Annotated in this window: 22 protein-coding genes; 7 read left to right on the forward strand and 15 right to left on the reverse strand. The window is 41.8% G+C overall.

Features of this window, described 5'->3' with window-relative positions:
• Positions 1-202: 202 nt before the first annotated feature.
• The 4 genes from V7K84_RS13445 to V7K84_RS13460 all read right to left on the reverse strand — a co-directional run bounded on the left by V7K84_RS13445 (position 203) and on the right by V7K84_RS13460 (position 3995).
• Entirely contained in the window at positions 203-829 is a 627-nt protein-coding gene (locus V7K84_RS13445) for a chemotaxis protein CheB (RefSeq protein WP_334838694.1), read from the reverse strand.
• Between the two features lie 147 nt (positions 830-976).
• On the reverse strand, positions 977-1846 hold the full coding sequence (locus V7K84_RS13450) for a polyphosphate kinase 2 family protein (RefSeq protein ID WP_334838696.1): 870 nt from the start codon (positions 1844-1846) through the stop codon (positions 977-979).
• A gap of 198 nt (positions 1847-2044) precedes the next feature.
• On the reverse strand, positions 2045-2521 hold the full coding sequence (locus V7K84_RS13455) for a hypothetical protein (RefSeq protein WP_334838697.1): 477 nt from the start codon (positions 2519-2521) through the stop codon (positions 2045-2047).
• Between the two features lie 211 nt (positions 2522-2732).
• Positions 2733-3995: a proton extrusion protein PcxA gene (locus tag V7K84_RS13460; RefSeq protein ID WP_334838699.1), complete on the reverse strand. Its 1263-nt coding sequence runs from the start codon at positions 3993-3995 to the stop codon at positions 2733-2735.
• Between the two features lie 426 nt (positions 3996-4421).
• On the opposite strand from V7K84_RS13460, the gene V7K84_RS13465 reads away from it, so the two are divergent.
• Positions 4422-5591, forward strand: a complete 1170-nt coding sequence (locus tag V7K84_RS13465; protein WP_334838701.1) for a tetratricopeptide repeat protein — start codon at positions 4422-4424, stop codon at positions 5589-5591.
• Between the two features lie 558 nt (positions 5592-6149).
• On the opposite strand, the gene V7K84_RS13475 is transcribed toward V7K84_RS13465, so the two are convergent.
• Positions 6150-6629, reverse strand: coding sequence for a hypothetical protein (locus V7K84_RS13475; protein WP_334838705.1), 480 nt, complete (start codon positions 6627-6629; stop codon positions 6150-6152).
• A 92-nt stretch (positions 6630-6721) separates the two neighbouring features.
• Positions 6722-7888: a pyridoxal phosphate-dependent aminotransferase gene (locus V7K84_RS13480; RefSeq protein WP_334838707.1), complete on the reverse strand. Its 1167-nt coding sequence runs from the start codon at positions 7886-7888 to the stop codon at positions 6722-6724.
• Between the two features lie 322 nt (positions 7889-8210).
• Here V7K84_RS13480 and V7K84_RS13485 point away from each other — a divergent pair, with 322 nt between their 5' ends.
• Together V7K84_RS13485 and V7K84_RS13490 are read left to right on the forward strand one after the other, a co-directional pair.
• Positions 8211-8600 (forward strand): type II toxin-antitoxin system RelE/ParE family toxin, encoded by a 390-nt coding sequence (locus V7K84_RS13485; protein WP_334838708.1) that lies wholly within the window; start codon positions 8211-8213, stop codon positions 8598-8600.
• Positions 8584-8835: a hypothetical protein gene (locus tag V7K84_RS13490; protein ID WP_334838710.1), complete on the forward strand. Its 252-nt coding sequence runs from the start codon at positions 8584-8586 to the stop codon at positions 8833-8835. The genes V7K84_RS13485 and V7K84_RS13490 overlap by 17 nt, the downstream gene beginning before the upstream one ends.
• A 116-nt stretch (positions 8836-8951) precedes the next feature.
• Here the strand turns inward: V7K84_RS13490 and V7K84_RS13495 are convergent, their stop codons facing one another.
• On the reverse strand, positions 8952-10034 hold the full coding sequence (locus V7K84_RS13495; protein WP_334838712.1) for a class I fructose-bisphosphate aldolase: 1083 nt from the start codon (positions 10032-10034) through the stop codon (positions 8952-8954).
• A gap of 364 nt (positions 10035-10398) precedes the next feature.
• On the opposite strand from V7K84_RS13495, the gene V7K84_RS13500 reads away from it, so the two are divergent.
• Complete coding sequence (locus V7K84_RS13500; protein ID WP_334838713.1) at positions 10399-10713, forward strand: hypothetical protein; 315 nt, start codon at positions 10399-10401, stop codon at positions 10711-10713.
• Between the two features lie 32 nt (positions 10714-10745).
• Here the strand turns inward: V7K84_RS13500 and V7K84_RS13505 are convergent, their stop codons facing one another.
• The 3 genes from V7K84_RS13505 to V7K84_RS13515 all read right to left on the reverse strand — a co-directional run bounded on the left by V7K84_RS13505 (position 10746) and on the right by V7K84_RS13515 (position 15031).
• Complete coding sequence (locus tag V7K84_RS13505; protein WP_334838714.1) at positions 10746-13643, reverse strand: AAA family ATPase; 2898 nt, start codon at positions 13641-13643, stop codon at positions 10746-10748.
• An 84-nt stretch (positions 13644-13727) separates the two neighbouring features.
• Complete coding sequence (locus tag V7K84_RS13510; protein ID WP_334838715.1) at positions 13728-13919, reverse strand: hypothetical protein; 192 nt, start codon at positions 13917-13919, stop codon at positions 13728-13730.
• A 2-nt stretch (positions 13920-13921) separates the two neighbouring features.
• The gene (locus V7K84_RS13515; RefSeq protein ID WP_334838717.1) at positions 13922-15031 is read right to left on the reverse strand and encodes an ATP-binding protein; all 1110 of its coding nucleotides are present in this window, start codon (positions 15029-15031) and stop codon (positions 13922-13924) included.
• A gap of 215 nt (positions 15032-15246) precedes the next feature.
• Here V7K84_RS13515 and V7K84_RS13520 point away from each other — a divergent pair, with 215 nt between their 5' ends.
• Positions 15247-15483, forward strand: coding sequence for a hypothetical protein (locus V7K84_RS13520; RefSeq protein WP_334838719.1), 237 nt, complete (start codon positions 15247-15249; stop codon positions 15481-15483).
• A gap of 317 nt (positions 15484-15800) precedes the next feature.
• On the opposite strand, the gene V7K84_RS13525 is transcribed toward V7K84_RS13520, so the two are convergent.
• Entirely contained in the window at positions 15801-17444 is a 1644-nt protein-coding gene (locus V7K84_RS13525; protein WP_334839023.1) for an acetolactate synthase large subunit, read from the reverse strand.
• Positions 17445-17544: 100 nt separating this feature from the next.
• Positions 17545-18912 carry an NAD-dependent succinate-semialdehyde dehydrogenase gene (locus V7K84_RS13530; RefSeq protein WP_334839025.1) on the reverse strand — a complete coding sequence of 456 codons (1368 nt, stop codon included), beginning with the start codon at positions 18910-18912 and terminating at the stop codon, positions 17545-17547.
• 227 nt (positions 18913-19139) lie between these two features.
• Between V7K84_RS13530 and V7K84_RS13535 the strand changes: the two genes are divergently transcribed.
• Positions 19140-19790, forward strand: a complete 651-nt coding sequence (locus tag V7K84_RS13535; RefSeq protein WP_334838721.1) for a Uma2 family endonuclease — start codon at positions 19140-19142, stop codon at positions 19788-19790.
• Positions 19791-19971: 181 nt separating this feature from the next.
• Here V7K84_RS13535 and V7K84_RS13540 read toward each other — a convergent pair whose 3' ends face one another.
• Together V7K84_RS13540 and V7K84_RS13545 are read right to left on the reverse strand one after the other, a co-directional pair.
• Positions 19972-21624 carry an adenylate/guanylate cyclase domain-containing protein gene (locus tag V7K84_RS13540; protein WP_334838723.1) on the reverse strand — a complete coding sequence of 551 codons (1653 nt, stop codon included), beginning with the start codon at positions 21622-21624 and terminating at the stop codon, positions 19972-19974.
• Positions 21625-21918: 294 nt separating this feature from the next.
• Complete coding sequence (locus V7K84_RS13545) at positions 21919-23259, reverse strand: DEAD/DEAH box helicase (protein WP_334838725.1); 1341 nt, start codon at positions 23257-23259, stop codon at positions 21919-21921.
• 215 nt (positions 23260-23474) lie between these two features.
• Here V7K84_RS13545 and infC point away from each other — a divergent pair, with 215 nt between their 5' ends.
• Complete coding sequence (gene infC / locus V7K84_RS13550; RefSeq protein WP_094352543.1) at positions 23475-23987, forward strand: translation initiation factor IF-3; 513 nt, start codon at positions 23475-23477, stop codon at positions 23985-23987.
• Positions 23988-24146: 159 nt separating this feature from the next.
• On the opposite strand, the gene V7K84_RS13555 is transcribed toward infC, so the two are convergent.
• Positions 24147-24761: a TetR/AcrR family transcriptional regulator gene (locus V7K84_RS13555; RefSeq protein ID WP_334838727.1), complete on the reverse strand. Its 615-nt coding sequence runs from the start codon at positions 24759-24761 to the stop codon at positions 24147-24149.
• Positions 24762-24868: the final 107 nt, after the last annotated feature.

Consider the following 24868-nt stretch of genomic DNA (forward strand, 5'->3'; position numbering starts at 1 on the left):
TAATGAGTATCAAAGCCTCATTAAAGGAGTTCAAAGCCTCATTAATGAGTATCAAAGCCTCATTAAAGGAGTTCAAAGCCTCATTAATGAATATCAAAGGCTCATTAAAGGAGTTCAAAGCCTCATTAATGAGTATCAAAGGCTCATTAAACTATGGTGACACCAAATTCTACTTTAAAATAAATCTTCTCTGCCTCTGAGCTTAGTTAGATTCTCCCATGACCAAACCCACCAGGGTGCTGGAAATTTCATCAAGGGGGAGAATAAAATCTACATTGCCAGTTTGAATTGCGGCGGAGGGCATCCCGGAAAATTCGGCGGTTTTTACGTCTTGGACAATGACAGTACCGCCCATTTTTTTGATTGCTTCTACTCCCATCGCGCCGTCGCTACCCGTTCCACTTAATACAAGGGCGATCGCTTTGTCTTTGTAAGTGGCTGCAACCGATTCAAATAATAAGTCAGCCGAAGGACGTAAAAAATGTACTAATTTTGACTGTGATAAGGAAAGTGTACCGTCACCGTTAACCAATAAGTGACGATCGGGTGGAGCAACGTAAGCCGTTCCTGGAGTAAGACAATCTCCCTCCTCTGCCTGTTTGACAGTAATATTTGTGCGCCGACTGAGAATTTCTGCCATAAACGACGGATGTTCGGGAGCCAGGTGTTGCACAATAGCGATCGCGGCTGGAAATTCTGCGGGTAGAGTCGATAGCACTTTAACTATAGCAGTCAGTCCGCCTGCTGAGGCTGCGATCGCTACTATATCAAAGGCAGCATTAGTAAAGTGAGGGGGATGATTTTTGGCATTTTCTGCCATCTCAATCATGATTTTGCGCCTATGACTATCTGCGTAACTTCTTTAGTTACAAATAGCATTAATTAAGTTACAATTTTTTATTTTTAATTATGTGTATTATACCGTATATCTAAGACTACTTCTGCATTTTTTGCCTTTACCTATCAAATTCACAGGTTAATCTTCCTGCTCTAGAATACGTTTCGCCTCCAAAAGCTGCTGTTTATGTTCCTCACTAACTGTTGGGTATTGCAGATTTAGTTCTTCTAATTTTGTGCAGATAATATTGGCAACAGTCAGGCGGGTAAACCATTTGCGATCGGCAGGAATAATATACCACGGCGCCCATTTAGTACTCGTATTATTAAAAACCTCTTCATAAGCATTCATATAATCATCCCAAAAAGCTCGTTCTCGGACATCATTATCTGAAAACTTCCAATTTTTATCAGGAGAGTCAATTCGCTCTAAAAAGCGTTTTTTCTGCTCTGATTTAGAGACATTTAGAAAAAACTTCAGAATGATTACACCATTATTAACCAAATATTTTTCAAAGTTATTGATTTCTTCAAAACGCTGCTTCCATATCTTATTTCCATTCGGGAAGCGAGGAAGCTGTTGTTTTTGAAGCATTTCTGGATGGACGCGAACCACTAGCGCTTCTTCATAGTATGAACGGTTGAATATGCCAATTCTTCCTCTTTCTGGCAGAGCTTTCATTGAGCGCCACAAGTAGTCATGGTCTAATTCTTCCGCACTGGGGCCCTTAAAACTAAACACCTGAAATCCCTGCGGATTAACACCAGAAGTTACGTGTTTAATAGTGCTGTCTTTGCCAGCAGCATCCATTGCCTGAAAAATAATCAACAGAGCATAGGTGTTTTGAGCATAGAGAATATTTTGGTAATTAGCTAGTCGTTCAATATCTACCTGTAATTTGGTTGCAGCATCAGTTTTTTGATGAAAATCAGTTTTATAAGCTGGGTCATAGTTTTTTTTCAGAGAAATTTTTGAACCTGGCGGAACAATGAAAGCATCATGATTCATATATAAAATCTCCTAACAGCTATTTAATACACAAGCACATTTTGAAGCGATTAATTCCTGAAAGTTAAGTAAAGCGGCGTAAATAATTAAAAGTTTGTAGTGTTCGCGTAGCGTCTCTTTGAGACGCTGCGCGAACACTACGAACTAATCTCAAGATTTCTTACATTACTTAATCTACTTCGATTTATTCTCATCTACTTACTTCCGTCGCTTTGGCATAGGACGCATTGCTTCACGTCCCAAGATAAACATCCCCGTGATACCTAAACAGACAAACCAAATATATTGATACCAATATTGCCGAATCTGCACAACTGTACTGGTTTTTGGATGCAATGTGTTTAAGTATAGCAGCAGCACCAATATCATCAGTGCCCCAAAACCAACAAGGCTCAAGCCAACAAGAATTCGTGCCGGACGCAGTTCAAAATCACTAATAGTATTTAGGTCAATTTCTGCCAGTTCTTTAAAGGAGTCATCCGCCAAAGATGAGGTTGCTTGGAATCTATTGCTCAGTTTTGGTGGCAAAATCGGCGACAGTTTCGCTACAGTTGGGCGACGAAGCAAAGCCTCGGTATCTCGCAGCAATTCTAGTGGCTTACGGGTAGTAGTTGGTTGAGCAAACTCTATGTTGTCTGTAGGAGTTGAGGCATTAGCTTTGCTTTCAAAATCCATAGTATATTTCGGAAAAACCAGGATATACATAGCCTAGCGAATCAAAATACAAATGCGTGAAAATAATTCGTAATTCGTAATTCGTAATTCGTAATTCGTAATTCGTAATGATGCTCCTGCGTTGCTAAGGTAATTTGTAATTAATTGATTTCTGGTAAGAAATATATTCTGTACTCAAAGTAAGTGAATTTGGGCATTCTATAATTACAAATTACTCGTCCATCTCTTTTAATGTAGCTAATGACGATGGAGATAAACGACTGAGATAGCGGAATATCCAGTATTTAAAGATAGTGTTTAAAATCACAGGAAATGTAGCAATAAAGAAAAAGATTACATTTCTACTGGCTGGTAGACCTAAATGTTCTGCCAATCCCGCAAGCAGGACTTCCCACCCATCTGGTGAGTGAAATCCTACAAATATATCTGTAAACAGAATAATTAAAAAAGCCTTGGCACTATCGCTGAGACCAGAGACAATGGTATCCATAAAAGACTTAAGAATCACAATTTCTCTTTTGCTCATGGCGATAACTATACCAAAAGAAAAGAGTGAGATTAAATCAGCAAAACCATTACTAATACTGCTATTACTTTTTTTGCTAAATTCTTCAGAAATTTCAATTGCTTTACTTTTGATTTTTTCTTGTGTTAACTCTGAAGAAAGTGGTGGTGCTTGATTAAGAAAATATTCAAATCTCAGTTCTTCTTGAAAATTATGTAATTGATGGAGAGCTTCTTTTTCCATGTCAGAATTGATAAAGATTTGAGTTGTATTATCACCTCTAACCCTTTCTAATATTGGAGTTACTATAAATTCTTTAGATAAATATTGAGTTAAAAGCGGTACAAGAATGAGAACTATCAAAAATCGCAAGGCAATTATTGTTCTACCTTTAGAAAGGCGATAATTTCTGAGAAACTCTTCTTCTGTCTGCGGTGCAAAATCTGCTTGAATTTTATTAATTCTTCTGCCAATAAAACTCTTATTCAGTCTACTTTTTGGAATTGGAGCTTTAACTTGAGTATCATTTATGTTAGATGAATCTAGCTGTTTTTTTATTTCGTTCTCATTAATGCTTAAAGGCTGATAATTTGACAATAAGGAATTATTATTAATTACCTCATCTTTGATAGCATATTTCTCTACTACTTCATCAATAACCTTCAATTTTTCTAATAAAACAGAATTAGAGATATTGACAATTCCGCGACTAAGCTGGAATTCTGCAAGCCTGATCTTAATAATAGTTAGGTTCTTATTAAGATATACTTGCCAATAAGACATGACATTTTCAGTATACTTTACTGATTGTAACGATATTTTTTTGTTATCAAAATGTTCGTTCTCAATGTTTTTAATTCTCTGAGCTGCTTCGTAAGCTTCTAAAAGTGCCCTTTCTGGTGTATTTGAAAACCAACGGTTCAGCGATCGCAAATATTTTTGGAATGTTCTGGTAAGTGAGTTTTTCATTACATATATGACTTTTAGATAATGTGTATTATAGTTATATAATCATAAAAAATGGGTAATAACAGCTAAATAATTAGTCCAATCCAGATTCAGGTAATACTCCCTGATGCGATGTCTAGGACGGGCTATGTCTACGCTAGCAATTTTATATTACCTGTAAAATCAGATGGATTGGCATAAATTGACACTGGTGATTTATATTGACAGTTTATCCATTACACTGTGATTATTGACACCATCTGTCAGTGTTTATCCTCGATAGAAAAGCCTTGATTGTAACATTTCACAATTGAGGCAAATTTTCCACTATGCAGAGTCTATCACTGTTAAAGGGAATAGGAAGTAAAGATGTTACTTTCTCATCTCCCTTCCCTCTATTCACTACTCCCCACTCCCAAGTTTTAAATTATGAGTTTGAGTCTATGCATGATTGTGAAAAACGAAGCAGCAACACTGCCTAAATGCCTGAGCAGTGTGAGAAAAGTAGTGGATGAAATGATAGTCTTGGATACAGGCTCAATCGATCGCACTCCCAATATTGCCCAACAACTCGGTGCAAAAGTCCATCATTTTAAATGGTGTAATGATTTCAGTGCTGCCCGCAATGCAGCTCTCAAATATGTAACTAGTGATTGGATTTTGGTATTAGATGCTGATGAAACTCTGACTTCAGCAATTGTACCGCAGTTGCGAGAGGCGATCGCAAGAGATGAATATTTGCTCATCAACCTCGTCCGTCAGGAAGTTGGTGCAGAACAATCTCCCTATTCTCTGGTTTCCAGGCTATTCCGCAATCATCCAGATATTCATTTTGACCGTCCTTACCATGCCTTGGTAGATGATAGTGTGTCGGAAATTTTAACCAGAGAACCCCACTGGCAAATAGGTTATTTACCTGGGGTTGCACTTGTACACACAGGATATCAAAAAAGTGCGATCGCTCAAAATAACAAATATGCCAAAGCCGCTACAGCAATGGAAGGGTTTCTCGCAACTCATCCTAATGACCCTTATGTTTGCAGTAAATTAGGGGCGTTGTATGTGCAAACTGGGAAAATTTCTCAAGGTATGGATTTGCTCAGACATGGAATCACCGTTGCTGAAGACAACTACGATATTTTATATGAACTCCACTATCATTTAGGCATTGCCTACAGTCGGTTGCAAAAATCCCCACAGGCGATTTCTCACTATCAAGCTGCCATCAAATTGCCAATTTATCCTATGCTCAAACTAGGAGCATACAACAACTTGGGTAATTTACTCAAAGCAGCAGGAGATTTCAACGGTGCGAAAACTGCTTATACCACAGCTTTGAAAATCGATCCTACTTTTGTTTTTGGACATTATAATTTGGCGATGACATTTAAGGCTTTGGGTTTGTTTGCAGATGCGATCGTATATTATCAACATGCGATCGCGTTAAATCCCAACTATGCCGAAGCATATCAAAATTTGGGGGTAGTGCTGCTCAAAATTGGCAATCATCAAGATAGTTTAGCAGCTTTTAAAAAAGCGATCGCCCTTCACGAAAGGTATAATCCCGAAGAGGCGAAGAGGCTACGTCAGGGGTTGCAGGAGATGCAGTTGATGTAGAGGTGAGGGCGCATGGGAAGAGGCAGAGGAGTGTGGGGAGTGTGGGGAGTGTGGGGAGTGTGGGGAGTGTGGGGAGTGTGGGGGGTAAGACTTCTTCCCCATCCTCCCACACCTCCCACACCTCCCACACCTCCCACACCTCCCACACCTCCCACACCCCTAGTTCTCCCCGATTGTTGCCTAATCTAAAAATATCAACCCAAAAATTGAAATCAAAACTTTTGGCGGTATCAAAGTTTTGATTATTTTATGAATGAAGAAATAAAGTTATTTCGTATATTTTGTTCATATTCGGTGATGTTGGCAGCATAATTGCCTTCAACGGGCATAACTATTTAAAGAATACGACAACGTAGATGCAATAAGTATTTGAGGAAGTAATATCTATGCTTAAAACCCATCTTATCCACACCGAAGCTGATTATCGTGCTGCACTTGATGAAATTGAAAGATTGTTTGATGCAGAACTCAATACACCAGAGTTTGACCGCTTGGAAGTTTTAACTACGCTTGTGAAAGCATACGAGCAAAGGCATTACCCAACCGAAGCACAAGATCCTATTGAAGCAATCTTATATTATCTTGAATCCCGTGAGTTCTCTTTAGATGACATAGAGCCAATGAAACAAGCGATGTTTTATTAAAAACCTCTTGAACTTCAGCTTCGGAACTCGGAACTTCAGCTTCAGAACTCGGAACTTCAGCTTCGGAACTCGGAACTTGAGTTTCAGAACTCGGAACTTCAGCTTCAGAACTCGGAACTTCAGCCTCGGAACTCGGAACTTCAGCTTCAGAACTCGGAACTTCAGCTTCGGAACACGAAACTTCAGCTTCGGAACTCGGAACTTCAGCTTCAGAACACGAAACTTGAGCTTCGGAACTCGAAACTTCAGCTTCAGAACACGAAACTTGAGCTTCGGAACTCGAAACTTCAGCTTCGGAACTCGAAACTTCAGCTTCAGAACTCGAAACTTCAGCTTCAGAACTCGGAACTTCAGCTTCGGAACTCGGAACTTGAGGTTTAAAAATGAACTCCACCAGTTCTGAGTCGAAAAGGTGGAGTTAAAAAGTTGAAGAGTTGATAAATTCTCCTCACAAATGACAAGTGACAACTGACAAATGACAACCAACTAAATACGCGACTTGACAAATTTCTCTAATCTATCCATTCCCTTTTCAATCGTCGCCATATCTGTGGCGTAAGAAAGGCGAATGTTGTCATCAGCGCCAAAAGCAATTCCGGGAATGACTGCAACTTGATGTTCTTCCAGCAACGCGTCACAAAATTCTAGGGATTTTAGACCGGTTTTGCTGATATCAGGGAACAGATAAAAAGCGCCATCTGGTTTTGCGGTACTCAATCCGGGAATAGCGTTGAGTCTGTCTAGCATTACCTGTCGGCGTTTAGCGAAGGCTTGGCGCATTTCTTCGACACAATCTTGAGAACTTTCTAAAGCTGCGATCGCACCATATTGGGCAAAGGTACACACGTTAGATGTACTATGCCCTTGGATGGAACTCGCTGCTTTAATGATTTCCACAGGCCCCGCTAAATAACCAAGTCTCCACCCAGTCATAGAATAAGCCTTCGCAAACCCATTACTAATCAAAGTCCGGTCAAAAATTTCCTTCCCCAGAGAACCGATGCTGATATGTTCTGCACCGTCGTAGAGAATCTTTTCGTAAATCTCATCAGAGACAACAAAGATATCTGCATCAACTACTACCTGCGCCAGTGCTTTGATTTCATCTGGCGTGTAAACCATCCCTGTAGGATTAGATGGGGAGTTGAGGATAAATAACTTTGTCTTTGGCGTGATTTTTTTACGGAGTTGTTCGGGAGTAATTTTATAACCCGTCGTGGCATCTGTAGGCACAATTACCGGGACTCCACCGACCAAAGTCACCATTTCGGGATAACTTAGCCAGTAAGGTGCAGGGATAATTACCTCATCACCTGGATCGATTAGCGCCACGATTAAGTTGTACAGAGAATGTTTACCGCCATTAGTGACGATGACATTCTCTGACTTGTAATCAAGACCGTTGTCGGTTTTAAGCTTGTGGGCGATCGCTTCCCTTAACTTTGGTTCTCCGGCTGCTGCACCATATTTGGTTTTGCCTTCTTCCAAAGCTTTGACTGCTGCGGCTTTAATATGCGCCGGGGTATCAAAATCTGGTTCTCCAGCGCTAAAACTACAAACATCTATTCCTTCCGCCTTCAGTGCCTTAGCCTTGGCTGCGATCGCTAAGGTTAATGAAGGTGTTACCTGACTTACTCTTGCTGCCAGCTTCATTCTTACTATTTTTGGCAAATCTTTCACTTATCTAAGGATATCCCAGAATCCCTACCAAGATTTGCTTTTTTTGAATTCGTTGGGGATTGGTAACTGGGGAATTGGCAAAAATTCCACAGATAAAATCCTGTTGCTGATAAATGAAGAGTTCCTTAGTGGGGAAGGCTTTAAGCAGGGAAAAACTAAATAAAGTGACTAAGGGGCTAAATGCTCTGTGTTAGGAGCTTTTTGGGCGATGTCGGGAAAGGCTATGAAGTAGATAGTTCTTTTATTGACCTGCTATACTGTTGAAAATATATGTCTTATTATTAATAATAGATTAGTGTGGAACGTTGAATTTCATGATGATTTTGCATCAGAATTTGAGGATTTATCTGAAGAAGTACAAGATGAACTACTAGCTACAGCAAAGCTATTAGAAACATTTGGCTCACAGCTAAAACGTCCTCATGCTGACACACTCAATGGTTCCCAATACACGAATATGAAAGAGTTAAGGTTTAATGCTAATGGTGGTGTTTGGCGTGTAGCATTCGCTTTTGACCCAACAAGACAAGCAATCTTACTCGTAGCAGGTAATAAATCGGGTGTTGGCCAAAAGCGTTTTTATAAAGAATTAATCAAAAAAGCTGATGCGCGATATAAAAGTCATCTTTTAAACTTAGGGGAGGATTCAAGGGGCAATGGGGAAAAGTTTGAGAGACAAAATTAAAGAGCTACCGATAGAACGTCAAAAGAAAATTGAAGCACGCGCTCAAGAGTTAATAGCTCAAGAACTACAAAGACAGGGCAAACGCACCTCATTTTTAGGAAACTTGCTGTCTATAGGTCTTTTCCCTTATTTTGCTAGCTTAATATTTTTTGGAAGCCTTGCTCAACAAGGTATCCAGCTTGATGCAGCCCTGGATCTAAAGACAAAGAAGAAGACTCAAAAAATACATAATTAGGGAAACAAAACTCTTTTTTAGAGAGGGGTAGCTGTTCTTAAAAAAAATTAATGGGGAATGGGGCATGGGGTATTGGTTATTAATTCTTCTCTCCCTGCCCCCCTGCTCCCCATTCCTTAAGCGATCGTCACATCTGGCGACAAGTAAACATCCTGAATGGTATGAAATAGCTTCACACCTTCCTCAAAGGGACGTTGGAAGGTCTTTCGCCCAGAAATTAATCCTGAACCACCAGCACGTTTGTTGATTACTGCGGTGCGTATTGCTTCGGCGAAATCATTTTTACCAGTCGCGCCACCAGAATTAATCAACCCCACACGCCCAGAGTAGCAATTCAGTACTTGATAGCGAGTTAAATCAATTGGGTGATCGGTTGTCAATTCTGTGTAAATCCGCTCATCGGTTTTGCCGTAACTCTTACCACTGGCTTTGGCAACTGCACCGTAACCATTGTTATTTTCGGGTAACTTTTGTTTGATGATGTCAGCTTCAATCGTTACACCCAAATGATTTGCTTGTCCGGTGAGGTCAGCCGCAAGGTGGTAATCTTTATCTTGTTTAAAAGCGTTATTCCGCAGATAACACCAAAGAATTGTTGCCAAACCGAGTTCATGGGCGCGTTTAAAAGCTTTGCTGATTTCCTGAATTTGTCTGGTAGAATTCTCGGAACCAAAGTAAATTGTCGCACCTACGGCAGCCGCCCCTAAATTCCAAGCTTGTTCTACATCCGCAAACAATACTTGGTCAAATTGGTTGGGGAAAGTCAGCAATTCGTTGTGATTGATTTTGGCAATAAAGGGAATTTTGTGGGCATATTTCCGTGATACGATGCCTAATGTTCCCAAAGTGGTAGCAACCGCATTGCAATCTGCGGCGATCGCTAGCTTGATAATATTTTCTGGATCGAAGTAAATCGGGTTGGGCGCAAAAGACGCACCGGCTGAGTGTTCAATCCCTTGGTCTACTGGTAAAATCGAGAGATAACCTGTGTTTGCCAGACGACCTGTAGAATAAAGTAGATGGAGATTACGCAATACTTGAGGGTTGCGATCGCTGTTGAGCCAGATACGATCTACAAAGTCTGGCCCCGGCAAATGTATTAAATCACGAGAAACTTTTGCTTTGTGGGTAAGCAGGTCTTCTGCCTCTTTACCTAGCAATGACTCAATAGAATTAGGCTCTTTGAGCGTTGTAGTCATAGTATTATCCTCAAAGTTTGAGCAAATGACCTTGCCTTTAAGATAGCATTTCTAATATTGCTAACTTAGTTGTACGGTCATTAATTATGTGTATTCTTTTTGAATATATAGCAATCTTCTGTTATAAATGAAAACCAAAAGGCTGAGATTTCCCACTTGTTTCAATAAGTCGAGAATCTTGTGATGAATGATTAAGTAAGGCTATACTACCGGAAGTATTAAATCAACTTTCGGAATTGATATTTTCACCTTCAGTTACCAACATCAAACAGTACAATCATACTATCTTGCGATCGTAACTGAAAATTGAAACCCATCTTTCCCGGATTTGGGTAATAATTTTGAACAAAATAAATACAATTGTATGAGTAAGTTTCAAATCGATATCGACTTTAGCAATATAGATTTAGCTTCCCTTGAGACAGAAGAAGATTTTCAAAGAGAAGCAAAAATGTTACTCCCAAAGGCACTGGTCAAACTAGGTGAAAGTGTGGGTGAAAAGACTTGGGAAGAATTACAGCAAAAGCTGCAAGCAACTGGAGCTAAACTCAAATCTTCTCCCAGCGAGAAACGTAGGTTTATTCAAGAAACCGGAAGAACTTATCAACGAAATGCTAGTAATAGAGAAAAACAAGAACTAGAAGATTATATAGTAGAGCAATTACGTCAGCACAAATAGTATTTGTCATAATTTAACTTACCGGACATGATTCAAACAAACCAGCGGCGAATCAACTCCACTTGGAAGCTATAGCCGTCGTCAACTTCCTCAATTAATTCACGTTGCAACAGTAAGTTGAAAGTAATATCAGCATGAGGAAACTGTTGCAATAGAGTTTGGCGGCTAACTTTAGCCCCTTCCCCTTGAGCGGCGATAAAACGTAAAATAGCTTGTCCAGTAGCGTCTACTTGATTGTTTTGAATGTCAGCGAAGAAAAAGCCCCCACTTTGCAAAGCTTCTGGTATCGCTGCTTCCACATCCGCGAAAGTTGCCAATCGCCGCATAGAGGGGTCTTGTTCGTTCTTAAGGACAATAATTTCTGCACAGAGTAGTTGTACTAAGAATGGATGACAACGGGTGAGTTGTAGCACTCGCTCAACGGCGTTGAGTTCATAGCGGAGGGTAAAATCTTTGACGGGATGTTCAATTAATTGTCGTGCTTCCGCTTCTTTGAGGTAGGAGATATGCACTACTTGGACATTTATGAGATAACTAGCCCAGCGCTGATATTCTTCGATAGTATGAGAGCCAGCTAGTAAAAGCTTGAAGCGCGGACGGTGTTGGATGAGATGACGCAGCATTCCCAAAACATCCTGTTCATCAAAGCGACCTTTGGCTATGGCGTTGTCTAGCACCTCAAATTCATCTAGCGCTAGTAAGGCGGTATTTTGTTCTAGAGCCTGTTCTACTTTATCTAGCCATTCATAGAAATAGCTGAAGGGGTCAGATTTTAATACTTCGCGGGTTAGGGACGGTAGAATTACACCTTGCTTTTTCGCTGATTTCTCCATATCTCTAGCCAGGTTGTAGAGAAAACCTGTATGGTCACTAGCCGATGAAGGTGCGCCTTGCAAGTCCACAAACATGGGGATGATGGTGTTAGGTAGTAACTTTCTTATATTGTTGAGCAGAGAAGTTTTACCCATACGTCGTTGACCATAGAGTAACAAAGGTGGACGACGGTGGTCTAAAAGTAACTGTTCAATGCGTAAGCCAATGTCATCACGCCCCGTGAAAATTTCTTGTTCTAGTGTGAGTGGTACACCAATAATATAAGGGTTGTCAATTTCTTTGTTTTGTTCAACTTTAATAGCCAGCTCTTCTATATATTTGTTGATTATATCTAGCCATTTTTTAGCAAAAGGTAGGAATAGAGAAGCGTATTTATTATGACTTCTGTTGAAGTTTTCTAACTGTCCATTTAGCTTTTCTGCTACAGCTTTAAGAGCTATACGTTGGTTATAATTACTTCTTTGTTCTAATGCTGCATTTACATCCTGACTAATGCGAGTAAAGATATGTAACACAGAATTAATTGAGTTGCCTAATTCATCAATCTCTATGGTGCGATAAACCTGACGTATAGCTTCTACCTCACCACAGTTTCTTAGACTCAGTGCATCTTTACAAATTTGAACAGCCCAATCTTGGGGACTTCCCTTGAGATAATCAATTGCTGCTTCACCCTCGTTTGGGTTATGTTCTATGACTAAAAGTAAGTACTTATCTAAGCCATATAAAGGTAGCCGCTGACATTGATCCCAAAAGACTGAATGATAACGCAATGAACTTGAATACTCATCTTTACTTTTATCAATAAATTCATACGGAAAACGTAATATTGACTCTAGAAATGTCTCATTGGTGCGACTTTGGTTAATTCGATAAGATAATATATTAGACAATCTTAATAAAATATAAAGCTGGTTTATGTGGTTTTTTTGCAACTGATAAAGTGCTAAATTCCATAATTGGATTAATGGGTATAAAACTATTGGTCGCCATAAGTTGATAGTGATACCTAGAAAGAACAGCACAGCAAAAGTCACGCCATACACAACACCTGACGCTACACCATTTACCAAACCACCAGCTACACCAAAGCCTAGACCTCCTGGTATACCAAAGAACAAGCCTACTATTATCAGTGTACTGAAGTATTCATTATCAATTTTTTCTGCCACACCAAAGGCCACACCAAAGGCCACGCCCAAAGCCACGCCAAAGGCCACACCAAAGGCCATACCATACGCCACGCCATACACCACGCCATACACCACGTCAAAGGCCACGCCAAAGGCCACGCCAAAGGCCACGCCAAAGGCCACACCTTCTGCCACGCCCAACGCTACACCTTCTGCCACGCCAAAGGCCACGCCAAAGGCCACGCCATACACCACACCAAATGCCACACCAAAGGCCACGCCATACGCAACGCCCAACGCCACGCCATACGCCACGCCAAACACCACACCAAATGCCACGCCTAAAGCCACGCCATACACCACGCCATACGCCACGCCTTCCGCCACACCCAACGCCACGCCTTTCGCCACGCCTTTCGCCACGCCTAACGCCACGCCTAACGCCACGCCAAAGGCCACAGCAAAAGCAACGCCTTTCGCCACACCAAACGCAACGCCAAACGCCACACCTAACGCCACACCTAACGCTATGCCAAAGGCAACGCCTTTCGCCACGCCAAAGCCCACGCCTTTCGTCACGCCAAAGGCCACAGCTTTCGCCACACCTTCCGCCACACCATACGCCACGCTTAATGCTACACAACATCCTAAGCTTGAGGCCACAATAGAGGAAATGTTTGGTAATGGCTGACCTAATCCCCAAAGTACTAAACCAAGGATAAAATTAGCCCAGAAAGGTACAATTAAATACCCTTGTAGCACTGGCTGCCATACAGATGGTTTATTTAAGTCTGCTAAAGAGTTAATCTCATCTCTAATATGTTCTGTGTGCTGATACCAAGCTACAGGACGAAAAAATAGCCAAAACAACAGTTGCAAACCACCTACAATCAAATTAGAGTGTGGTTGAGGTGCATGGGTGTAGATTTCAGCATAATTAGTGGGTGAGTCTTGAGAAGGCATAATTTGCCTGCTTAAGTTAATAGTAGAGATATTGAAGATATTGTTGTTATTGCAAACGCAGTTATTACAGCACTTCCCAATCCTCTATGGAACAGGCTCGATTGGTTCATTGTAATGAATAACCTTTCCTTGTAAAGGATAAGGGTTAGAGTCTGAAGGTTGGGAAGAACGTTCTAAGATTAGAATTTCTACAGCTTCGCCTGACTGCAAGGGTAAATCTTCAAGAATCAAGGTTCCGTTTTTAGTTAACTTTGTTTCAATTCGGTGTGCTTTCATAGTTACTCCGCTAGTTCTGAATCTAATAAATCAGCAAATGGTTTTATTTGCCTTAATCCCTCCTCACGCCAATTATCATTATTCTCCCCTTCTTCTAAGTTAAATAATCTTTCTCTACACAGAATTTGTAACAACAGTGGCCAGCAGCAACTTTGTGTCAAAATCCACTCTACATCTTCGTTAGTGAAGGGAATGGGCGAACTTGCTATCAATTCTCGCGCTTCTGTCTCAGCCAATACTCCCAGATATGCGGTGTAGCCGAAAATATTGAAAAAGGGTGAACTGTGTCCCGTGTTGTGCGCCATTTCAATCGGTGATTCGGGGGTAGCCAAGACAAATGCTAGATTCCCTCCTGTATGGTTAGTTGCCAAAGACCGCAAACATTCCCAAAAGCCATCATCTAATTCTGGACAGCGTTCCAATCCAACACTAATCTCATCCAATAAGATGATTGTGGGAGAATGCAAATTATCGCTGACTACATCCATGAAATGATCTAAATCGCAAGGTGTTGGCACTTGCATCTTCAGTGATTCTAGGATGTACTTTAGCAGTCCTTCTCGACTTTGCATTCGTGCATCTTGCAAGTCTACAAAAATCCAACAGTAATTTTCTGGATGCGGTAGCCAGTCAGATTTTTGAGCAGGACGCAATTGTTCTATTGGGGTGGTGGTGATATTTTTGAGATAGTGCAGCAGGGATGTTTTACCGCTACGCTTTTTGCCGATAATGGCGGAGTTTTGCAGGGGATGCCGTTTGAGTAAGTTGAAGAGGCGTTTTAATTCTTTTTCACGCCCAAAAAAGTAACGTGGCTGGGTGATGGATGCGCCTGTGATGAAGGGTGATGCTTCCCCGTTAGTTGACTCAGGTTTAGGCGGTTGAGTTTCTGGTTCTTTGTATGCAATGTCTTGCCAATCTAACCCCAGTTTTTCGGTAATTTCTACAAAATTCAGATAGTCAACAGGTTTACCGGTGAGAAAGTTTTTGACTGTGGATAGAGAAAGTCCTATATCAGTAGCTAAGGAATTCTGGCTGGGATAGCCGTTAAGCTGAGGTGCTGACTTTACTTTTTCAATATACTCTGGGGCTACTCGGAGCGATCGCGCCATCATTCCTCATTGAGAAACTGCTGTGAGTATATCAGCTTTTTATACTCGCTAAATAGCAAAGCTGTTTAGCCATAACGTCTTGCACTCTAGAAATTATAGTCATCCTGAAGTTAACTGAGTAATCAACTAAAACTCGTCTAATCAGTGGCTACTTCTCAACTCAGTTCTCACACCGCACCGAACTTTAATGATGAATATAAGAGATTAGGGCTTTAAAAATGAAACGAGAACTGGGAATTCTGCAAATTATCTTATCACTTTGCGGAGTGATGATGTTTGGTACAGTAACTTACGCTGCGATTAATATGGTGAATGGTCAATACCAAGTGGAAATATCGCTCAATACTAAGGGACTCATTATTAAGTCAGATATTGACAAAAGACAATGCAAAGCAGTAGAAGATATTGCCCAAAAGCAGGAAAGCACAAATTCCAACCAGACAACGATTAAGTAAGAGTAAAAATCAGTGATGAGTTAGAATCAATAACTTCTAATTTATTGTAAACGAGTCTTTGATACTCGTGGATGAGTTTTTGATACTCGTGGATGAGTCTTTGATACTCGTGGATAAGTCTTTGATACTCGTGGTTTTTTTAACGAACCGCAAAGGACGCAGAGGACGCAAAGAAAGAGGAGAAATATATTTATAAATAAAGTGAAGTAAAGCGGTACGTTAGCCAAAGGCTAACGTACCCTACCAAAACACTAAAGGAGTTAGGAATAAATAACTCCTAACTCTTGTACAGACGCGATTAATCGCGGCTCTAATTTTTACACCGGGCAACTCAACTCCCCGGCTTTTTGACTGAAGCGGTGATTCTCCCGATAATCTACGGGACAATCTATCACCGCAGGTACATCTTGAGCGAGGGCTTCTTTGAGTGTGGGAATCAAATCTAAAGCCGATTCAACTCGGTAGCCTTTTAAACCCATACTTTCGGCATATTTGACAAAATCAGGATTACTGAAATGTACAAAAGATGAGTTTCCTTTGCCAAAGTGATTTTCTTGCTTCCACTCAATTAAGCCATAGCCACCATCATTAAAAATTATCGTGACAAAGGGTGTACCGACACGCAAGGCTGTTTCTAATTCCTGAGAATTCATCATAAAGCCGCCATCGCCTGTTACAGCAACGACTTTGCGCTTAGGATGAACGAGTTTTGCTGCTAAAGCGCCAGGAATGGCAATACCCATAGCTGCGAAGCCGTTGGAAATTATGCAAGTATTGGGACTATGGCAATGATAATGACGGGCCATCCACATCTTATGTGCGCCAACATCTGAGATAACGATATCATCCGGGCCCATCACTTGGCGTAAGTCATAAATTAACTTTTGTGGCTTAATCGGAAATCCATCATCATGGGCGTACTGTTCGTAATCAGCCCGAATCTCTGACCTTAAACTAATAGCAAAAGGATCGGGTTTACCTTGCCGGTCTGCTAATTTTAAAATTTCATAAAGGGAATCTGAAATATCTCCCACGACTTCGGCGTTAGGAATATAACTACTATCAATCTCCGCCGGACTTACCCCAATATGCACAATCGGAATTTCACCATTCCGATTCCATTTCTTGGGGGAAAACTCAATCAAATCGTAGCCGATCGCAATTACTAAATCTGTGTTATCAAAAGCACAGGTAATGAAGTCTCTTTGCTGTAACCCTACTGACCACAAAGCTAATTGATGTGTGTAGGGAATCACGCCTTTACCCATGAAGGTATTGGCAACAGGTATATTCAGCAAGGTAGCAAATTGCGTTACGGCATCACTTGCATGAGCGCGAATTGCTCCATTTCCGACTAAGATTAATGGGTTAACTGCTTGGCAAATTGCGGCGGCGGCTGCCCGAATGCTAGCAAAAGATGCATAGGTTTTTTCGCTATTATCCTTACGCAAAGGTTTGCCTTCGACGGGCATAGCAGCAATATTTTCTGGCAAATCGATGTGAACTGCGCCAGGTTTTTCGGATTGCGATCGCTTAAATGCTTTCCGCACTACTTCGGGTGTAATACTCGGTCGCACAATCTGCTTATTCCACTTGGTAACAGGTGCAAACATTGCCACTAGATCTAAATATTGATGAGATTCAATGTGCATTCTATCTGTTCCCACTTGACCGGTAATCGCTACTAAGGGCGCACCATCGAGGTTAGCATCTGCTACCCCAGTCATCAAATTAGTTGCCCCAGGGCCAAGAGTAGAAAGACACACTCCAGCTTTTCCGGTTAAGCGTCCATAGACATCGGCCATGAATGCTGCACCCTGTTCATGACGAGTCGTAATAAATTTAATCGAAGAATGTTTTAACGCTTCCAAAACGTGAAGATTTTCTTCACCAGGTAGTCCAAAAATATATTGCACTCCTTCATTTTCTAGGCACTGCACCAATAATTCTGCTGTATTCATTTTATTTTCCGACAACTCTATTAACGAATAAGACTTTTGTTCTTTGTCATTAGTCATTTGTCCTTTGTCTTTTGACCAATGACTAATGACTAATGACTAATCATTTAACCCACACGGTTTTAACATTGACGAACTCATGTATACCTTGGATACTCAATTCTCTGCCATATCCAGAACGCTTGATGCCACCAAAGGGCAACCGAGGATCGGATTTGACCATACTGTTGATAAACACGGCACCTGCTTCGATTTCCTCAACCAAGCGATCGCTCTCTTGGTTGTTGGTTGTCCAAGCACTTGCACCTAAGCCAAAGGGTGAGTCATTAGCGAGTTTGATGGCAGCATCGATATCTGGAACCCGGAATAACAAGGCTACCGGGCCAAAGAATTCTTCTTTTGCAATTGGTGTGTTGGTGGGGATATCTATGATAATCGTTGGCGGATAAAAGTTTCCCGGACGATCTGATAAAGGATGTCCACCGGTGATGACTTTACCACCGCTGCTAATCGCACCTTGCACTTGTTGATCTAAATCCTGGAGAATACCAGGTGTCGCCAGTGGGCCTAAATCGGTATCTGGTTGCATGGGATCGCCAACTTTCAGCGCCTCAAATTTTTCTAAAAGCAATTTTTCAAATTTGTCTGCGATCGCATCTGCGACAATAAAACGTTTCGCTGCAATACATGATTGCCCGTTATTTAACATCCGCGCTGTAGTAGCTGTGACAACTGCTGTCTCTATGTCAGCACTTTCTAACACAATAAACGGGTCACTTCCTCCTAATTCCAAAACTGTTTTTTTAATTTGTTTGCCGGCGGCGACGGCGAGGGATGCGCCGGCTGGTTCGCTTCCAGTCAAGGTGGCAGCTTTTACGCGGTCATCAGCCATTAAATCGGCTACTTTGGCAGCGCCTATTAATAGAGTTTGAAACGCACCTTCAGGAAAACCTGCCCGTCGGATAATATCTTCAATTGCCAAGGCGCACTGCGGCACGTTGGAAGCATGTTTGAGTAAGCCGACATTTCCCGCCATCAGTGCCGGTGCGGCAAAACGAAAGACTTGCCAGAAAGGAAAATTCCACGGCATCACCGCGAGAATCGCACCCATTGGTTGATAACGTACAAAACTCTGGCTGGCATCAGTTTTTACACTGACATCAGCCAAGAAATCAGGGGCGTGTTCGGCATAGTAGCGACAGACGGCGGCGCATTTTTCGACTTCTGCGATCGCAGCTTTAAATGGTTTACCCATTTCTAGAGTCATTAACTTAGCAAATTCTGCTTTGTCTTGCTCTAAAATATCAGCAGCTTTTTGCAGCCACTGCGATCGTTGAGAGAAACTAGTCTGACGATACTGTTCAAAAGTCCGATTAGCTAAATCGAGTTTAGCGACAATTTCTGTATCATTGAGCGCCTCAAAGGTTTTGAGCGTCTCCCCAGTGGCGGGATTAATGGTGGCGATCGCCATTACCTGACCTCCCGTTAAAAAATAGCTTGAAGTTGGCTTCCTAATGTTATACATATAAACTGAGGAAGCTACCACCCAAATTCTAGTCTTTTAGCCAAAAATTAGCTGCTCAATATTACAATTTCGCAATTTTAATTGAATCAAAGTATACCAATCAATAAGTATTAATATTGATGAATTAAATACAAATAAAGTTGCTATAATTTGCACAATTGAGGAATCAAGCTATGACTCAAGTCTTAGGCAAAGTAGTTACATTCGATGAGTTCGTTGCTAAATATCCAGATAACAGGGGACAACGTTACGAACTATATGATGGAGTAGTAGTAGAAATGCCTCAACCGACAGGCGACCATGAAGAGATTGTTGTATTTTTATCAACAAAAATCACTTTAGAATATAGTCGTCTCACTCTAACCTATGGTATACCAAAAACAGTATTAGTTAAACCACTTGAAAACGAATCAGCTTACTCGCCAGATTTGCTGCTCCTAAATCTTACTAATTTAGTTAATGAACCTCTGTGGAAAAAAGCATCAACTGTTACTAAAGCAGCATCAATTCCTTTAGTAATTGAGGTGGTAAGTACAAACTGGCGTGATGATTATCTGAAAAAATACGCTGACTATGTTCGCGTAGCGTCTCGAAGAGAAGAAATGGGAATTCCTGAATACTGGATTGTCGATTATGGTGCATTGGGCGGTAGGGAATTTATTGGCAAACCCAAACAACCTACTATTTTGGTTTGCTGTTTAGAAGAAGGTGAGTATCGCGTTAGTAAATTTCGAGGAGATGACCGCATCCAGTCGCCAACATTTCCAGAGTTAGATTTGACAGCAGAGCAAATTTTTAGTGCTGGCACAGTCGGTAATTCGTAATTCGTAATACAACTCTTGGAGAGGCTGCGCCAACGGCTACGCGGTAGTTGAGCGCAGTCGAAACTCAGTACAAGTTCGTAATTCGTAATTCGTAATTGCTAGCATTCCCCATTCATCTTTAATAGGAGTATGTCACTAGATGGATTACAGAATCTAGACCTCAAAGCCCAATGCGCAATCCCTAAAGATTAATAATTGGAGCAATGATTGTTGGCACTGGTTGCAATTTTGTCTGATAAACCTTAACTAATCGCTCAATACCTTTGAAACGATAATCTCCCATTTCTTGGAAGTCTGAGGGTTCTGAAAGCATTTTATGGGTGGCTTCACTAATCACGCATTCACTAGGGGGACAAACTGCTTCCATACGAGCAGCAAGATTAATTGTCGCGCCTAATGCCGTATAATCTACCCTTTGGGAACTACCAACATCTCCCACCACAGCTTTACCGCTATTAATCGCAATACGTAATTGCAGGGGTTCGTGCCAAAAACCATTGGCATTAAGATGTTCGAGACGAGTGAGCATTCCCTTGGCAGCAGTAACAGCGCGCTCGGCATGATCTGCTTGCGGTTCTGGAGCGCCAAAAAATGCCATAATGCAATCGCCAATATATTTATCTAAAGTGCCGCCGCAGCCAAACACTTCTTTTAGCATTTCTTCAAATAAATTATTTAATAGTTGAGCGATCGCAGTTGGTGTTAACCTTTCAGAAATTGCCGTAAAGCCAACTAAATCCGCAAACAAAATACTGATTTCGCTCTCGGCGGGAGCTAAACGACCACCCGGTAATCCGCCTACAGATATCAACTGTTGTACAACTGCTGGAGAATGATAGCGTTCTAGTCGGTGACGAATCATCTCTTCAGTTTTGAGTTTTTCTACTAATAACCAACGCTGCACGCTAGAAGCTACAAGATTTGCTAAAGCTGAAAAAAAGCTCAATTCTTCTTCACCTTCATTTGCCCAATGATAAGAAGAAAAATTGGCATCGGCATACAATACGCCCACAACTTTATTTTCATCCCATAAAGGCACTGCCATCGCGCTACGAATGCCTTTGACTAAAATACTCTGTTCGCTAGCAAACCGTTCATCCTGATGAGTATCACCGGTTTGAATGACTACTTTTTCATCAAATACTTTTTGACAGATACTACGACTAATCCAACTACCATCAGAGGGGAGATGTTTCTGTTGGGAAATATTTCTAGTGGCAGCATTCATTAATTCTAACTGGCCGCAACCATTGACATCAATTAATAATGCCAAGCGATCGATACTATCAAGATAACGAAAAACTACTTGCTGCACCTGAGAAAAAATCTCTTGTATAGATGCGGCTGCACAAAGATTTTTCGCTATGTCCACTAAATCTTTGAGACGGGCAATAGTTTTGTCCTTATTGCTGATGTTGCCATCTTTACTATCAGCTGCAATCCATTGCTGTTGTAATTGTTCGACATTATGAAGGATTGTTCTTTGCTCATTAATGTCCGAAATTCCAGAATACTCAGGTGTCGGTTGAAAAACAGGGGTTGTGAGCAGCACTACCAGGCTGACATTGCCCAGCCAAACGATATCGCCGTGATGTAACTCTTGAGGATAGTTAACCAGATATTTATTGACTTGCGTCCCGTTTTTGCTGCCCAGATCCTCAATAGTCCACACACCATCAGCCGTTTTTACTAGGCGAGCATGGTTGCGGGATACTCCACCAAAAGGTAAGTACAAATTACATTCCGGCAAACGACCAATTGTAAATACATCTTGGTCAACTGCGATCGTTGTCTCGGTATCTCCCTCTTTTAGGCGTAGCGTCAGTTCAGTCATGAGTGTGATAGATCCATCGAAGCTAGGGGTCAAGCAAGTCTAAGGTAAGTTATACCCTACAGGTTAACCTTCACCTTTTCTTTATGACACTGTTAACTGCATTCCGACAACTGTATGTGACAGATATTACATTGAATGTTTTCCAGAACCCGTGCAAAATCAATCTATTAGACCTCTTGCAAAAGTCCCTAACATCCCACCCCCAACCCCTCCCCGCTCTTCAGGAGGGGTTGGGGGTGGGGTTCTTTCTTATTTTTGATTTATGAAAGAGGTCTATTGAACAGCTAACGAATATTAGCGATCGCGTTTATCAGAACGGCGCGATGCTGACGAACGAGCGCCAGGTTTCTCGCCATTAGTGGCAGGTGGCGCTGCTTTACGTTTAGCCGATGTCTGTGGTAACGGTTTAGGAGTACGAGCCTGACGCTTCTCACTTCCGGGCTTGGCTCTTTGTTGCCGTACATTTGTAATTGGTTCGGGGTTGATATCGGGGTTGGGCGCAAAACCAGCAACCACTTCCTTTGGCAAGCGTTGCTCAATCAGTTTTTCGATATCTTTCAATAGATGCTGTTCATCGATGCACACTAGCGATACAGCTTCACCTGATGCGCCAGCGCGACCGGTGCGACCAATACGATGAACATAATCTTCTGGTACATTGGGCAAATCAAAGTTAACAACATGGGGCAGTTCGCTGATGTCAAGACCCCTAGCAGCTATGTCTGTCGCCACCAATACTTGTAAGGTGCCATTTTTGAACTTGGCCAGAGCGTTAGTACGCACGGGCTGACTTTTATTACCGTGGATTGCCAAGGCTTGAATCCGGTCTTCGCCCAACTGCTTCACCAAACGGTCAGCGCCATACTTAGTGCGAGTGAACACTAGCACTTGATACCAATTATCTCGCCGAATCAGATGAGCAAGTAATTGGCGTTTCTTGTCACGGTCTACTTGGTAAACTTTCTGGGCGATCGTGTCGGCGGTAACGTTGCGACGTGCTACCTCAATCATTGTTGGGTTATTGAGTAGTCCGGCGGCCAGTGCCTTAATTTTGTCTGAGAAAGTAGCGAAAAATAATAAATTCTGTCGCTGTTTGGGCAAAAGTGAGAGGATGCGGCGGATATCATTAATAAAACCCATGTCCAGCATCCGATCGGCTTCATCCAGCACCAAAACCTCAATCTGCGATAAATTCAGCGTACCCTGCTGTACGTGGTCTAGCAGTCGCCCTGGAGTCGCGACCAAAATATCCACTCGACTCCTCAAACGCTGTTTTTGCAGATTAATACTGACTCCGCCAAACATCACCATTGAGTTAAGATTTAAGTACTTCCCGTACTCACGCACGCTTTCTTCCACTTGGGCAGCGAGTTCGCGAGTCGGGGTGAGAATCAGTGCCCGGATTGGTGGGTATCCATTAGGCGTACCTTTGCTCTTATTAGACGACAATCGATGCAAGAGTGGCAGTGTAAAACTAGCGGTCTTGCCAGTGCCAGTTTGTGCCCCAGCTAATAAATCTTTACCCGACAAGACAGCAGGAATGGACTGCATCTGGATTGGCGTGGGTTCCGTGTACCCTCGTTCGGTAACAGCACGGATAATTTCATTGGACAAGCCGAGATCGGAAAAAGACATAAGACTCCAAAAATAACATCGGCCTGTCGCCAATGATGGCGTCAGTCTTAGGCGGACGGATAAAAATCATTGAAAAGCTGGATGGGCAGTAGCGCAAAGACTGAGAGCGAGTGCCGCAGTCTCTCATTCTATCAGATTGCCGTCTATTGTGTTGTTAAAGTTGCTCTGATTCAGTGTTGTGTTAAATTGGCATTACCTGCTTGTAAAGCAAAGTATTGAACAAATGGGAGAAATTCATTATCGCAATCCAAAAGCAACTGATTAATTCACAAATCAAATCACCTAGCGTCTTCTTGATTGACCATGAAAATAACAATCGTGGTCTGATCGACACCAATGAGGCGTTACAGCTGGCTGAAAGCTTAGAGCTTGACTTAGTTGTAGTCTCCCAAGGTAAAGACGCTCCAATCGCGAAGATTCTCAACTATGGGAAGCTTCAGTATCAAAAGAAAAAACGTCAGAGCCAGAGTGCTAGACCCACGGTAAAAGAAGTGCGATTCGGTCTAAACGTGGGTATGGCTGATTACAATTTACGCATCGAACAAGCAGGTCAGTGGTTGAGTAAAGGCGATTCTGTCAAGTTTGCCATTCGTTTACGAGGCCGAGAACATCAATATCGTGACAAAGCGGGAGAACTGCTAGACCGAATTGCAAACGATCTCAGTCAAGTAGGTAAAATCCAGTCGCTGGATAAACGCGCTCTAGTTGTTCAAGTTATTCCTGCTTAGTTATCTGGCGATCGCTAGAGGATGTATTGGTGGCAGCTTGTAAGGAACGAAAAAAGCCGGATACAGTACTGTAGCTTCTATGGAAAAAACAGTCAACTGTTATTCAAGGTAAATTTGACTTTCCGACCAAACAAGCGCCACGCGCCGGGATATAACCAATCAATCGGCGCATTTTGCGATTAGGTGTGTCAAGGCATCAATCAAGCGATCGCTTTCCATTGGAATAATATCCTGTCCATGCATCACATTTTGAGTAATATGAAAATGCACTAATGCTCCTAAGATAATTCTCGCTGTCGCCTCTGGGTCAGGTATCTTTAATTCTGGAGCCGCCAAGTAGTGAGTGAGAGTTTCCGCTACTGGCTTAATCATCACCCGAATACAAATTTGAGCTAACTCAGGAAAACGCCCAGATTCCCCGATTAAGACTCGCATAAATGCACTATGTTCTTTGTCGTTAAGCATCTGATCTAATGCTTTAGTTACTACCTGGCGCACTATAGTGGCTGGTTCTCCCTCAATCGGTTCTGTGCCAAAAATGGAGCTATTCTTTTTACTTGTCAGTTGCTCTAACAGTACTTTAAATAGTCCTTCTTTATCTTGAAAGTGGCTGTAGACTGTGGCTTTAGAAACACCTGCTGCTACTGCTACCCGATCCATGCTCGTACCAGCATAGCCATTTTGGAGAAACTCTTGCATTGCACCTTGCAGAATTTGCTCTACTTTATCAACGGAATTATCTCGATCGACTTCGTCAGTTTTGATGCGTACCATTTATTAATTATCCTTTCTTCTCAACAATATTAATAGATGCTGCAAAATGCTTTAGTACAAAATTGCGAAAATAAATATACCCTTTGATAAAGCCCCAAAGCCTCTAT

Origin of the sequence: Nostoc sp., assembly GCF_036917315.1 — a bacterium.
Lineage (GTDB): Bacteria > Cyanobacteriota > Cyanobacteriia > Cyanobacteriales > Nostocaceae > Nostoc.